This window comes from Streptomyces clavifer, from assembly GCF_036345975.1.
Taxonomy (GTDB): domain Bacteria; phylum Actinomycetota; class Actinomycetes; order Streptomycetales; family Streptomycetaceae; genus Streptomyces; species Streptomyces clavifer.
Map to the genome: position 1 here is coordinate 1,214,035 of NZ_CP107793.1, position 13,043 is coordinate 1,227,077.

Sequence of the window (13,043 nt, forward strand, 5' to 3'; positions counted from 1 at the left end):
CGACGGGCCGCCCCCGGCGGGCGGCCCGGCACACCCCCACGCAGACAGGAGTTCCCATGTCCCCCACCACGTCCGTCGTCCCCGGTTCCGCGCTGCGCGCGTCCAGGCTTCCTCCGGACGGGCTGTACGAGGGCCCCCGCGAGCTGCGCAGGCTGGCGCCGGGACAGCCCGACCGGCCCTACGCGCTGTTCGGCGTCCGTCCGCTCGGCCCGCTGATCGGGGCCGAGATCGGCGGTGTCGACCTGACCCGTCCGCTCGCTCCCGCCGTGCGCGCGGAGCTCGACCGGGCACTGCTGGAGTGGAAGGTGCTCTTCTTCCGCGGGCAGCACCCCACCTCGGCCGAGCAGCGGGCCTTCGCCCGCAACTGGGGCGAGCTGGAGACCAATCCCCTGCTGGCCGCCGGGGACGATCCGGAGGTGGCGCGCTTCGACCGCTCGTCCGCACCGGCCTTCGAGAACGTGTGGCACACCGATGTGACGTTCCGCGAGCGGCCCGCGCTCGGCGCGGTCCTCCAGCTCCGCGAGGTGCCCCCGTACGGCGGCGACACGATGTGGGCCGACATGGCCGCCGCGTACGACAATCTTCCGCCGCGGGTGAAGGCGCGACTCGAGGGTGCGCGCGCGGTGCACGACTTCGTACCGGGATTCGCCCGGTTCACCCCCGAGGAGCGGCTGATCCCCTTCCAGGACCGGTTCCCGCCGGTCGAACACCCGGTGGTGCGGACGCATCCCGCCACCGGACGCCGGATGCTCTTCGTCAACACCTCGTTCACCACCCGGATCGTGGGCTGGGACCGGGAGGAGAGCGACCGCATGCTGCGCCTGCTGTTCCAGCAGGCGCACGTGCCCGAGTACCAGGTGCGCTTCACCTGGCGCGCGGGGGACGTCGCGTTCTGGGACAACCGGGCCACGCAGCACTACGCGGTGAACGACTACGCCCCGCACCGCAGGGTGGCCGAGCGTGTCGCCGTCGCGGGCGACCGCCCGCGCTGACCGACCGCCCGCGCGGCGCCACAGGGGTCAGCCCGTGCGGCGCAGCAGGGCCAGGTACATCGCGTCGGTGCCGTGGAGGTGGGGCCACAGCTGGACGTCGGGCCCGTCGCCCAGCGCGGGGACTCCGGGCAGCAGCGGCCGGGCGTCGACCCACTCCGCCTCGACCGGTGCTCCGCCGCGTCCCTTGAGCACGTCCTCGACGACGACACGCGTCTCCGCGAGATGCGGTGAGCAGGTCGCGTAGCCGACGACCCCGCCGATCCGCACGGCCTTCAACGCCTCGCGCAGCAGGCCGCGTTGCAGGGGCGCGAAGCTCTCCAGGTCCTCGGCGCGACGCCGCCAGCGGGACTCCGGGCGCCGGCGCAGCGCACCCAGGCCCGAGCACGGGACGTCCATCAGGACCCGGTCGAAGGAGCCGGGCTGCCAGGGCGGCCGGGTGCCGTCGGCGGTGATCACCTGGTAGGGGCCGGGGTTTCCGGCCAGGGCGCGCTCGACGAGCCGGGCGCGGTGCGGCTGCTTCTCGGCGGCGAGCAGGGTCGCGCCGCGTCCGGCGGCGAGCGCGGCGAGCAGGGCTGCCTTGCCTCCCGGGCCCGCGCAGCCGTCCAGCCAGCGGGTGTCCGTGCCTTCGACGGGTGCCAGGGCCAGGGCGGCGGCGACGAGCTGGCTGCCCTCGTCCTGCACGCCGGCGCTGCCGTCCCGGACGGCGGCCAGGGCACCGGGCTCGCCGCCCTCGGCCATGCGCACGGCGTACGGCGACCAGCGGCCGGGGAGGCCGCTCTCCTCGCCGAGGGCGTCCAGCAGCTCGTCGGTGGTCGAGCGGCCGGGGCGGGCGACCAGCGTCACCTCGGGCCGTTCGTTGTCGGCCTCCAGCAGGTCCTCGATCCCGGCGCGTCCACCGCCCAGGGCGTCCCAGAGGGCGGAGACGATCCACCGGGGGTGCGAATGGACGATGGAGAGGTGCGCCTCGGCGTCCTCGTCGTACGAGGGGGCGACACGCTCCACCCAGCCGTCGAGGTCGTGCGCGGTCACCTTGCGCAGCACCGCGTTGACGAACTTGGCACGCCCCTCGCCCAGCACGACTCGGGCCAGCTCCACGCTGGCGGAGACGGCCGCGTGGGTCGGGATGCGGGTGCCGAGCAGCTGGTGGACGCCCATGTTGAGGACGTCGAGCACCGGCGGGTCGACCTCGCGCAACGGCCGGTCGATGCAGGCGGCGACGATCGCGTCGTACGTGCCCTGGCGGCGCAGGGTGCCGTAGACCAGCTCGGTCGCCAGCGCCGCGTCCCGGCTGTCGAAATCGCCCTTGGCGCGTGCCTTCTTCAGCAGCGGGGGCAGGATGAGGTTGGCGTACGCGTCGCGTTCGTCGACGGCCCTGAGCGCCTCGAAGGCGAGGAACCGGACGGGATCCTTCTGCGGGCGGCGGTGCGGCTTGGCGGGACGGCGACGCTGCTGGTCGTTCACGTGAAAGGTGCTCCGCTGAGGGTGAGGGGGCGAACCGGTCCAGCCTACGTCGCCCGCCCCCGCCCCCGCTCCGGACCGCCGGGCCGGCTCAGAGGCCCAGCAGCTCGCCGTGGACGATGCGGACACCGCGCGCCCAGTCGGCGGCCTTCATCGGCTTCTTGCCCTGCGGCTGGACCCAGAGGAGCTCCACCGCGTGGGAGCCGGTGCCGACGTGGACGTTGTTCTTGCCCGCGGACAGCTCCCCCGGTGCGAGATCGGTGCGATCCACGACGGGCGCCGCCTGGACCAGCTTGAGCCGTTCCCCGCGGAACAGGGTCCACGCGCCGGGTGCCGGCGTGCAGCCGCGCACCACGCGGTCGACCCGCAGCGCGGGCGCGGACCACTGCACCTGGGCGTCCTCGACGGTGATCTTGGGCGCCAGGGTGACGCCCTCGGCGGGCTGCGGGACGGCGTGCAGGGTGCCGTCCTCGATGCCGTCCATGGTCGCGGAGAGCAGCCCGGCACCGGCGAAGGCCAGCCGGGTGAGCAGGTCACCGCTCGTGTCGGTGGGCCGCACCTCCTCGGTCAGGACGCCGTAGACCGGGCCGGAGTCCAGCCCCTCCTCGATCAGGAAGGTCGACGCGCCGGTGACCTCGTCCCCGGCCATCACCGCGTGCTGCACGGGTGCGGCGCCGCGCCAGGCGGGGAGCAGGGAGAAGTGCAGGTTGACCCAGCCGCGGGCGGGGACGGCGAGGGCGGCCTTGGGCAGCAGCGCGCCGTACGCGACGACGGGGCAGCAGTCCGGCGCGATCTCCCGCAGCCGCGCCAGGAAGTCCTCGTCCCGGGGCCTGACCGGCTTGAGGACCTCGATCCCCGCCTCCTCGGCGCGGTCGGCCACCGGACTGGCGACCAGCCGGCGCCCCCGGCCCGCGGGTGCGTCGGGCCGGGTGACGACGGCGGCCACCTCGTGGCGGCCTGAGGCGATCAGGGCGTCCAGGGCGGGGACGGCGACCTCGGGGGTGCCTGCGAAGACGAGCTTCATGGGTGGCGGACTGCCTCTCGGGCCGGAACGTACGGTGGCGTGGCGAGCAGCACACCAGTCTAGGCGGTGCCGCGGGACCGCCGCCTGCCGCACCGCGAGGGTGGTCCCGCGACACGGCCCGGTGGCCTCGTGGCCGGGGGGCGTACGCATGTCCGTGCGCTCTGTGCATATGCGCATACGCCCCTACAGCGTGACCACATCGACGGGTGAGGCGTTGGTCAAGTGAGATTGACCGAAGTGGGCCGCCCCCAGCGCGGTCCGATCCTTTCAACTTCCACGCCGGTTCGAGAGGCTTGTTCATGGCCGACCACGCAACCCACGACGCCCAAGCGCGTGCCAGTCTGCACCTGTTGGTGCGGGACATCGAGCGGGTCCGGCGGCAGGTGGACGCGCTGCGCACCCTCACTGCGCAGCTGGGCAACGTCTACCGTCCACGCCGTTCCGGCCCGTCCGCGGGCTTCGTCGTCTACGGCAGGGCACCGGCTCCGACGGTCCGGCTCGCCCAGGAACTGCGGGACAGCGTCGAGACGCTGGTCACGGCGGCGGTGGACTTCGACCGCTCGCTGGGCTTCTCCTGGGACGCGGTGGGTTCGGCGCTCGGGGTCACGAAGCAGGCGGTGCACCGGCGTTACGGCGCGCGCCGCAACACCCCGCCGCCGGAGACCGCCGAGGACCCCGCGGAGAGCGTGGCCCGTCCGCAGCCCGCGCCCGCCTCCTCCCCCGCACTGCCTGTCGTACCCGCGGCCCGCTCCATGCCGCCGCAGCCGTCGGCGGACCGTCCCTCACCGCGCGAGGAGCTGCGTCCCGGAGCCTTCCCGGGTCCGCGCAACGGCTGACGGACGGGCGGGGCGCGGGAGGATTGGGCCGGCCTGATCCGGCCCTTCCGCGTGTCAGCCGATGTCCGGCGGATCGATCCTGATGCGTACCGGATCGCCGGTCCCCCGGGCCGTCCGCGCCGCCTGCGCCGCCTTCAGGGCTGCGGCGAGTGCCGCCCCCCGCCCCGGCGGGACCCTGACCAGTGCCCGCTCCCAGGTTTCGCCGGGCGGGGCGTCACCCTGTCTTCGGGGCCTGCCCGAGGCCGCCCCCGGCAGCGGGACCGGGCCGAGGACCTCCGCCTCGGGCGGCAGTCCGGTGGCGGCGAGGTACGCGGCGATGGCCTCCGGCGGCCCGGTGACCGAGGCCATCCGGGACACCGGCGGGAAGCCCAGCTCGGCCCGCTCCGCGAGCTCGCGGCGGGCGTGGCCGACCGGGTCCCAGCGAACCAGGGCCTGGACGGGGCGCAGGGTCGGCTCGGCCACGATCACCACTGTGCCGCCCTCGGGCTGTCCCCGCACCAGTGCGGCGGCGGCCGTCCAGCGGCGCAGTGCCTCCTCGCCCGCCCGCAGGTCGGGCCGTCCGACCATCGCCCAGCCGTCCAGCAGCAGCGCCGCGGCGTAGCCACCCTCGGCCACGGGCTCCGCCCCGGGGGTGCTGACCACCAGGGCGGGCTGTCCGGGTACGGAGTCCAGCACGTGGTCCCGGCCGGACGTCCGCACCGGAACGGCGGGGAAGGCCCGGCCCAGCTCCTCGGCGGTCCGCCGGGCACCGACGATCTGCGCCCGCAGCCGCACCCCACCGCACGCGGCGCAGCTCCAGGCCGTCTCGGCGCGCCCGCACCAGGCGCAGTTCAGATCCTGCTGGTCCGGGGCCTCGATCGGTCCCGCGCAGTGCCTGCAACGCGCGGGCTCACGGCAGCGCTCGCAGGCGAGCCGGGGCGCGTAGCCGCGGCGCGGCACCTGGACCAGCACCGGGCCGCTGCGCAGCCCTTCGCGTACGGTCTGCCAGGCGAGGCTGGGCAGCCGCGCCGAGCGCGCCGCACCGTCCCGCGCGAGCTCGCCGTCGCCGACGGTGCGCACCAGCGGCGCGGCGATCCGCAGCTGGTCCCGGTCGGCGCGCAGGGGCAGCGCCCAGCCGTTCTCGACGAGCTGGGCGGCCTCCACCGTGCAGCTCGTCGCCCCGAGCAGGAAGGCGCACCGGCCGTGCGCCGCGCGCAGCTCCAGCACCTCGCGGACGTGCGGGAACGGGGCGTTGTCGTCGCTGTGGCTCGAGTCCCCGTCGTCCCAGACGGCCACCAGTCCCAGATCGGGGACGGGTGCGAACATCGCGGCCCTCGTCCCGACCACCGCGCGCACGGAACCGCGCCGGACGGCGAGCCACTCCCTGTACCGCTTCTCGGGCCCTGAGTCCGCCGTCAGGAGTGCGTGGCGCCCCTTGCCCATCACCTCGGTGAGCGCGGCGTCCACCCGCCCCGCGGTCCGCCCGTCCGGTACGACGACGAGCGCGCCGCGGCCCGAGGCCAGGGTCGCGGCGACGGCCCGGGCGATCTCTCCGGGCCAGTGCGGCCCCGGCAGCGCGGTCCACACGGCTCTGGGCGCGCCGCCCTCGGCCAGCGCCCGCAGGAACGCGGGCCCCTGGGCGTACCGCTCCCAGGTCCCGGGGGAGGGGGCGGGCGGTGGCGGCAGGGGCGCGGGCGAGGGCTTGGACTCGGCCCTGCCGTTCCTCGGCGGCACGGCGAGCTGCAGCACATCGGCGAGGCTGCCCGCGTACCGGTCGGCGACGGCCCGGGAGAGCGCCAGCAGCTCGGGGCCGAGCACCGGCTCGGGCGAGACGACGTAGGCGAGGGCCGCCAGGGCCCCCTGGTAGTCCGATTCGGCTCGCCGCTCGATGAGGAATCCGTCGATGAGCCCGCCGCCCTCGCGCCGGCCGCCCCGGACCTGCCGCCCGCCGGCCCCGAACCGCACACGCACCCGGACGCCGGGCTGCGCCTCGGCGTCGAGCTCCTCGGGGACGGCGTAGTCGAAGTACTGATCGAGGTGGAGCGCGCCCTTGTTCACCAGGACGCGGGCCACCGGCAGGTTCTCGGCAAGCGCCGCACCCCGCCAGGTGCGGGGTTTGGCCCGCGGCACCTTGGCCCGGCGCACCGTCTCCCGGATGAGCGCAAGCTGCTCCGGTGCCCCGGCGTCGGGCTCGTCGGACTGCTCGTTGTCGCTGCTCACAGCCAAATTCCTACCAGACGGCACTGACAGCGGTGGCGGCCCCGGCAGCACGGAGGCCGGGGCCCCGACACCGCGTACGGCATCCGGGCCCCGGCCTGCGGGCCGACGACAGCGTGCCTAGAGGCCCGCGGCCTTGCGCAGTGCTTCCACGCGGTCGGTGCGCTCCCAGGTGAAGTCGGGGAGCTCACGGCCGAAGTGGCCGTACGCCGCGGTCTGGGCGTAGATCGGGCGGAGCAGGTCGAGGTCCCGGATGATCGCGGCCGGGCGGAGGTCGAAGACCTCGCCGATGGCGTGCTCGATCTTCTCGGTGTCGACCGTGGCGGTGCCGAACGTCTCGACGAACAGGCCCACCGGCTCGGCCTTGCCGATCGCGTAGGCGACCTGGACCTCGCAGCGGGCGGCGAGGCCGGCCGCGACGACGTTCTTGGCGACCCAGCGCATCGCGTAGGCGGCCGAGCGGTCGACCTTGGACGGGTCCTTGCCGGAGAAGGCACCGCCGCCGTGACGGGCCATGCCGCCGTACGTGTCGATGATGATCTTGCGGCCGGTCAGGCCGGCGTCACCCATCGGGCCGCCGATCTCGAAGCGGCCGGTCGGGTTCACCAGGAGGCGGTAGCCCTCGGTGTCCAGCTTGATGCCGTCCTCGATGAGCTGCCCCAGGACGTGCTCGACGACGAACTCGCGGATGTCGGGTGCGAGCAGCGAGTCCAGGTCGATGTCGGACGCGTGCTGCGAGGAGACGACGACCGTGTCGAGGCGTACGGCCTTGTCCCCGTCGTACTCGATGGTGACCTGGGTCTTGCCGTCGGGGCGCAGGTACGGGATGGTCCCGTTCTTGCGGACCTCGGACAGGCGGCGCGAGAGCCGGTGCGCCACGTGGATCGGGAGCGGCATCAGCTCGGGCGTCTCGTCGCAGGCGTAGCCGAACATCAGGCCCTGGTCGCCGGCGCCCTGCTTGTCGAGCTCGTCCTCGTCGCCCTCGACCCGCTGCTCGTACGCGGTGTCGACACCCTGGGCGATGTCCGGGGACTGCGATCCGATGGAGACCGAGACGCCGCAGGAGGCTCCGTCGAAGCCCTTCTTGGAGGAGTCGTAGCCGATCTCCAGCACCTTGTTGCGCACGAGGTTGGGGATGTCGGCGTAGGCCTTGGTCGTGACCTCACCCGCGACGTGCACCAGTCCAGTGGTGATCAAGGTCTCGACGGCTACGCGCGAAGAGGGGTCCTCGCGCAGGAGCGCGTCGAGAATCGTGTCGCTGATCTGGTCAGCGATCTTGTCGGGGTGGCCCTCGGTGACGGACTCCGAGGTGAAGAGACGGCGGGACACATCGCTCCCTGGGGTTGCAGCGGCTGCTGGCTGATCATTGATGGACCTCCGGGAGCTGCGCCCGGCATGTTCCGTCGACCAGTTTATCGGTCGCTTCCGGCGAATGGGCCACGCGTCTCGCCCCTTGGGAGCTCTGTGACCGGCGGCACTGTTGACGGCGGTACGACAATCCCTCCTTCCAGGGGCGAGGAATGACCGAATATCCTGAGCTTTCTTCCCGCCGGAGCGGCGAATACGCAATCTAGCGGAACCGTGCCGCAACCAGGTCCCAGACCGTGTCGGCAAGTGCCTCTTTGGGCCCGTACGGCACAGCGGTCTCGCCTCCGTCCGCCCCGAGCACCACGGCCTCGTTCTCCTCCGAGCCGAAGGTCTTGCGCTCCCCCACCTCGTTGACCACGAGGAGGTCGCAGCCCTTGCGGCGGAGCTTGTCACGGCCGTTGGCCAGCACGTTGTCGGTCTCGGCGGCGAATCCGACCACGATCTGCCCCGGGCGCGCCCGGTCCGCCGCGACCTCGGCGAGGATGTCGGGATTACGGACGAGGGTGAGGGGGGCGGGCTCCTGTCCGTCCTTCTTCTTGATCTTGCCCGTGGCGTAGTCGGCGGGCCGGAAGTCGGCGACCGCCGCAGCCATCACCACCACGTCGGCGTCGGAGGCCGCCTTCAGCACGGCCTCGCGCAGTTGTACGGCGGTCCCGACGCGCAGGACGTCGGCGCCCGCGGGGTCGGGCAGTCCGGTGTTCGCCTCGATCAGGGTCACCAGGGCGCCGCGGGCGACGGCGGTGCGCGCCAGCGCGTACCCCTGCTTTCCGGAGGAGCGGTTGCCCAGGTACCGGACCGGGTCCAGGGGCTCGCGGGTCCCGCCCGCGCTGATCACCACATGGCGCCCGGTGAGGTCGGGAGCCTCGGCACCGCGGGCCAGCACGCGGCGGCAGACCTCGAAGATCTCCCCGGGATCCGGCAGCCGGCCCTTGCCCGTGTCGGCGCCGGTGAGCCGGCCGACGGCGGGCTCGACGACGACCGCGCCGCGGCGGCGCAGGGTGGCGACGTTCTCCTGGGTGGCCGGGTGCTCCCACATCTCGGTGTGCATCGCCGGCGCGAAGACGATCGGACAGCGGGCGGTGAGGAGCGTGTTGGTGAGGAGGTCGTCGGCGAGGCCGTGGGCGGCCCTGGCCAGCATGTCGGCGGTGGCGGGCGCGACCACGACGAGATCGGCCGCCTGACCGATCCGGACGTGCGGCACCTCGTGCACACCGTCCCAGACCTCGGTCGACACGGGGTGGCCGGAGAGCGCCGACCAGGTCGCGGCCCCCACGAAGTGGAGCGACGCCTCCGTCGGGACGACCCGCACGTCGTGGCCGGACTCCGTCAGCCGGCGCAGCAGTTCGCACGCCTTGTAGGCGGCGATGCCCCCGCTGACCCCCAGGACGACCTTCGGCTTGTCCACTGCGTCTCCCCGCACTCGTCACGCTGCGCCCTCGGCCGGTGCGCAGCCCTCTTCCGTACGCACTCCATGCTGCCTCACCGCACTCCGCGGGCCCCGGCGGGCCCGGCACCGGACACACCACAGGCCCGGCGGATGCTGACCGCCGGGCCTGTGGTGAAGGTGCTTCTCCTGATTACTGCGCGGGGCCCTCGATGGCCTCGGAGGTCAGCAGGCCCGCGTTGATCTCGCGGAGTGCGATCGAGAGCGGCTTCTCGTGCACGTGGGTGTCGACGAGCGGACCGACGTACTCGAGGAGGCCTTCACCGAGCTGCGAGTAGTACGCGTTGATCTGACGCGCGCGCTTGGCGGCGTAGATCACAAGGCTGTACTTCGAGTCGGTGGCCTCGAGGAGCTCATCAATCGGCGGGTTGATGATGCCCTCGGGCGTGGTGATGGAAGAGGACACTCTCTGCCTTCCGAAGGGGATAGAGATCAAAGAGATCTTTGATCATGCTGGTTCCGCAGTGGTGATGCTCTGCGTCCGTGCGAGTCCGGCGAGGTCAGTCGTCGGTGCCACGGAGGCCGGAAGCCTGCAGCATCAACGTTAGCAGCTCACGTGCCACGTCCTCGACGGAGGTGTTGACGAGCGTCGTATCGAACTCCGCCTCGGCGGCCAGTTCGACCTTCGCGGCGGCGAGCCGGCGCTCGATCACGTCGGGCGCCTCCGTCCCGCGGCCGGTGAGCCGGCGCACCAGCTCGTCCCAGGTCGGCGGCGCCAGGAAGACGAGCTGCGCCTCGGGCATCGACTGGCGGACCAGCCGGGCACCCTGCAGATCGATCTCCAGCAGCACCGGCTCGCCCGCCTCCAGGCGGTCCAGCACGGCCCGGCGCGGAGTGCCGTAGCGGTTGCCCGCGAACTCGGCCCACTCCAGCAGCTCGCCGTTGGCGATCAGCTTGTCGAACTCCTCGTTGTCCACGAAGAAGTAGTGGACTCCGTTGCGTTCACCGGGGCGTGGCTTGCGTGTCGTCGCCGACACGGAGAGCCAGACCTCCGGGTGAACCTTGCGCATATGAGCGACGACCGTGCTCTTGCCGACCCCTGAGGGGCCGGAGAGCACGGTCAGCCGCGGACGTACGTCCGGGGGTACGGGGGACGTCCCCCGGGATGTTGCAGCCATGGAGCGATTATCCAGGTTCTCAGGAGTGCCTGAGAACGTCAGGCGGCGCTGCCGCCGAACTCACGCTCCAGAGATGCGATCTGGTTGGAGCCGAGACCCCGGACCCGACGGCTCTCGGAAATGCCGAGCCGCTCCATGATCTGCTTGGCGCGGACCTTGCCCACGCCCGGCAGGGACTCCAGCAGGGCGGAGACCTTCATCTTGCCGATGACGTCGTTCTCCCGTCCGGACTTGATGACCTCGTGGAGGGATGCGCCGGAGTGCTTGAGTCGATTCTTGACCTCGGCCCGCTCCCGGCGAGCCGCGGCGGCCTTTTCGAGCGCGGCTGCGCGCTGTTCAGGGGTAAGGGGCGGAAGAGCCACGCCTACGTCACCTCGGATGTCGATCTGTCGGATACGGACCGATGTGGAACCTGGTGGTCCCACACCTGGTGAGCAACGAACAACCTGTGCTCGTTGGCTCTCGACGGAGACTAGCGGCCTGGGCCGCCTGAGTCAGCGAGAACAGACGAAAAGTCCTGGTCAGCCTGAGCCGACCAGGACATTTCAGTCATAACAACCCGGATTCGTGGTCAGGATTACGTCAACGCGTTGTCACGTGGCATGGTCAGCCGTCCGAGACGGCCGCGCGGACCTCGTCCGCGAACCGTCCGGCGGCTTCGCGCAGCCCCGACGCGTCCGGTCCGTGGCGCAGCACGCCCCGGCTCACGCTGGGCACCACGTTGCCGGCCGAGGCACCGAACACACGGGGCAGATCCGCGGGGGTGGCGCCCTGGGCGCCGATCCCGGGAGCGAGCAGCGGGCCGTTGATCGCGAGGTCGGCCCCCGTGTCCCCGAGCGTGGCGCCCACGACCGCGCCGACGGAGCCGAGCGGGGCGGCCCCCGCGTTCTCGGCGGCCATGTGGTCGAGCATCACCTGGGCCAGCGACCTGCCGTCCGCGACGGTGGCGCGCTGGACCTCGGCACCCTCCGGGTTGGAGGTGAGGGCGAGCACGAAGACACCGGAGCCGGAGGCCGCGGCGGCGTCGAGCGCCGGGCGCAGCGAACCGAAGCCGAGGTACGGCGAGACGGTGACGGCGTCGGAGAAGAGCGGCGAGTCCTTGTCGAGGTAGGTGGCGGCGTAGGCCCCCATCGTGGAGCCGATGTCGCCGCGCTTGGCGTCCATGAGGACGAGTGCCCCGGCGGCCCGCGCCTCCTCGACGGCCCTCTCCAGGACGGCGGTGCCGCGGGAGCCGAACCGCTCGAAGAACGCGGACTGCGGCTTGAGCACGGCGACCCGGTCGGCCAGCGCCTCGACGACCGTGCGGGTGAAGCGCTCCAGGCCCGCGACGTCGTCGTTCAGACCCCAGGAGGTGAGCAGCGAGGCGTGCGGGTCGATCCCCACGCAGAGCGGCCCGCGGGTGTCCATGGCGTGGCGCAGGCGCGCGCCGAAGGGTTCGGGGCTCACTGCGTGGCCTTCCGTGTCTCGGCGCCGACGGCTTCGGCGAGGGTGGCGTACGGGGAGGCGGCCAGGCGGGCGGCCAGACCCTTGTGGATCGCGCGGGCGTAGAACGGGCCCTCGTAGACGAAGGCGCTGTAGCCCTGGACCAGCGTGGCGCCGGCCAGGATGCGCTGCCAGGCGTCCTCGGCGTTCTCGACGCCCCCGACGCCCACCAGGGTGATCCGGGTCCCCACGCGGGCGTACAGGCGGCTCAGGACCTCCAGGGAGCGCTCCTTGAGGGGCGCGCCGGAGAGTCCGCCGGTCTCCTTCACCAGGGACGCCTCGGACTTCAGGCCGAGGGTGTCGCGGGCGATGGTGGTGTTGGTGGCGATGATGCCGTCCAGGCCGAGCTCGACGGCGAGGTCGGCGACCGCGTCGACGTCCTCGTCCGCGAGGTCCGGGGCGATCTTGACGAGGAGCGGGACCCGCCGGTCGGTGACCGTGCGGTCTGCGGCCTCGCGCACCGCGGCGAGCAGCGGGCGGAGCGCCTCGGTGGCCTGGAGGTTGCGCAGCCCGGGGGTGTTGGGCGAGGAGACGTTCACGACGAGGTAGTCGGCGTGGGCGGCGAGGCGCTCGGTGGACTTCACGTAGTCGCCCACGGCTTCGGCCTCGGGGACGGCCTTGGTCTTGCCGATGTTGACGCCCACGGTCGTACGGAAGACCGGGGTGCGGGTGGCGAGGCGCTCCGCCACTGCCGCTGATCCCTCGTTGTTGAAGCCCATGCGGTTGATCAGCGCCCGGTCCGCGACGAGACGGAACAGCCGCTTCTTCGGGTTGCCGGGCTGGGGCTCGCCGGTGACCGTGCCGATCTCGACGTGGTCGAATCCGAGCATCGCCATGCCGTCGATCGCGACGGCGTTCTTGTCGAAGCCGGCGGCGAGCCCGAACGGGCCGTGCATCCGCAGGCCGAGGGCCTCGGTGCGCAGCTCCTCGTGACGGGGGGCGAGCGCCGCGGCGGCGAACGTGCGCAGGACGGGGACGCGGGCCGCGCGACGGATCCAGCGGAAGGCCAGGTGGTGGGCCTGCTCCGGGTCCATCCGCTTGAAGACCAGCTGGAAGAAGAGTTTGTACATCACTGGTGTCCTCATGAAGAGGGGGACACCGTCTCCGGTGTCCCCCTGTGGGCTT

General features: G+C 72.9%; 12 protein-coding genes. 2 read left to right on the forward strand and 10 right to left on the reverse strand.

Annotated features, from left to right (window positions below; all coding sequences use genetic code 11):
• The first annotated feature begins 56 nt into the window (after positions 1-56).
• On the forward strand, positions 57-992 hold the full coding sequence (locus tag OG927_RS04925; RefSeq protein ID WP_124282939.1) for a TauD/TfdA dioxygenase family protein: 936 nt from the start codon (positions 57-59) through the stop codon (positions 990-992).
• A gap of 27 nt (positions 993-1,019) precedes the next feature.
• Here OG927_RS04925 and OG927_RS04930 read toward each other — a convergent pair whose 3' ends face one another.
• Together OG927_RS04930 and fmt are read right to left on the reverse strand one after the other, a co-directional pair.
• Positions 1,020-2,453, reverse strand: a complete 1,434-nt coding sequence (locus OG927_RS04930; RefSeq protein WP_056787099.1) for an RsmB/NOP family class I SAM-dependent RNA methyltransferase — start codon at positions 2,451-2,453, stop codon at positions 1,020-1,022.
• Between the two features lie 88 nt (positions 2,454-2,541).
• The gene (fmt, locus tag OG927_RS04935; RefSeq protein WP_124282938.1) at positions 2,542-3,474 is read right to left on the reverse strand and encodes a methionyl-tRNA formyltransferase; all 933 of its coding nucleotides are present in this window, start codon (positions 3,472-3,474) and stop codon (positions 2,542-2,544) included.
• 299 nt (positions 3,475-3,773) lie between these two features.
• Here fmt and OG927_RS04940 point away from each other — a divergent pair, with 299 nt between their 5' ends.
• The gene (locus tag OG927_RS04940; RefSeq protein WP_274922909.1) at positions 3,774-4,310 is read left to right on the forward strand and encodes a hypothetical protein; all 537 of its coding nucleotides are present in this window, start codon (positions 3,774-3,776) and stop codon (positions 4,308-4,310) included.
• A gap of 54 nt (positions 4,311-4,364) precedes the next feature.
• Here the strand turns inward: OG927_RS04940 and OG927_RS04945 are convergent, their stop codons facing one another.
• From OG927_RS04945 to OG927_RS04980, 8 genes are all read right to left on the reverse strand, one after another.
• Positions 4,365-6,509 carry a primosomal protein N' gene (locus OG927_RS04945; RefSeq protein ID WP_056787087.1) on the reverse strand — a complete coding sequence of 715 codons (2,145 nt, stop codon included), beginning with the start codon at positions 6,507-6,509 and terminating at the stop codon, positions 4,365-4,367.
• Positions 6,510-6,626: 117 nt separating this feature from the next.
• Positions 6,627-7,835 (reverse strand): methionine adenosyltransferase, encoded by a 1,209-nt coding sequence (gene metK, locus OG927_RS04950; protein WP_056787082.1) that lies wholly within the window; start codon positions 7,833-7,835, stop codon positions 6,627-6,629.
• A gap of 241 nt (positions 7,836-8,076) precedes the next feature.
• A complete protein-coding gene (gene coaBC / locus OG927_RS04955) occupies positions 8,077-9,279 on the reverse strand; it encodes a bifunctional phosphopantothenoylcysteine decarboxylase/phosphopantothenate--cysteine ligase CoaBC (RefSeq protein WP_330319770.1) in 1,203 nt (400 codons plus the stop codon).
• Positions 9,280-9,451: 172 nt separating this feature from the next.
• On the reverse strand, positions 9,452-9,724 hold the full coding sequence (rpoZ, locus tag OG927_RS04960) for a DNA-directed RNA polymerase subunit omega (RefSeq protein WP_003970369.1): 273 nt from the start codon (positions 9,722-9,724) through the stop codon (positions 9,452-9,454).
• A gap of 94 nt (positions 9,725-9,818) precedes the next feature.
• Positions 9,819-10,436, reverse strand: coding sequence for a guanylate kinase (gene gmk / locus OG927_RS04965; protein ID WP_056787074.1), 618 nt, complete (start codon positions 10,434-10,436; stop codon positions 9,819-9,821).
• A 38-nt stretch (positions 10,437-10,474) separates the two neighbouring features.
• Entirely contained in the window at positions 10,475-10,798 is a 324-nt protein-coding gene (locus OG927_RS04970; RefSeq protein ID WP_056787057.1) for an integration host factor, read from the reverse strand.
• 244 nt (positions 10,799-11,042) lie between these two features.
• A complete protein-coding gene (gene pyrF / locus OG927_RS04975; protein ID WP_056787052.1) occupies positions 11,043-11,882 on the reverse strand; it encodes an orotidine-5'-phosphate decarboxylase in 840 nt (279 codons plus the stop codon).
• Entirely contained in the window at positions 11,879-12,988 is a 1,110-nt protein-coding gene (locus OG927_RS04980; protein WP_056787050.1) for a quinone-dependent dihydroorotate dehydrogenase, read from the reverse strand. Before OG927_RS04980 ends, pyrF begins: the two co-directional genes overlap by 4 nt.
• Between the last annotated feature and the right edge of the window lie 55 nt (positions 12,989-13,043).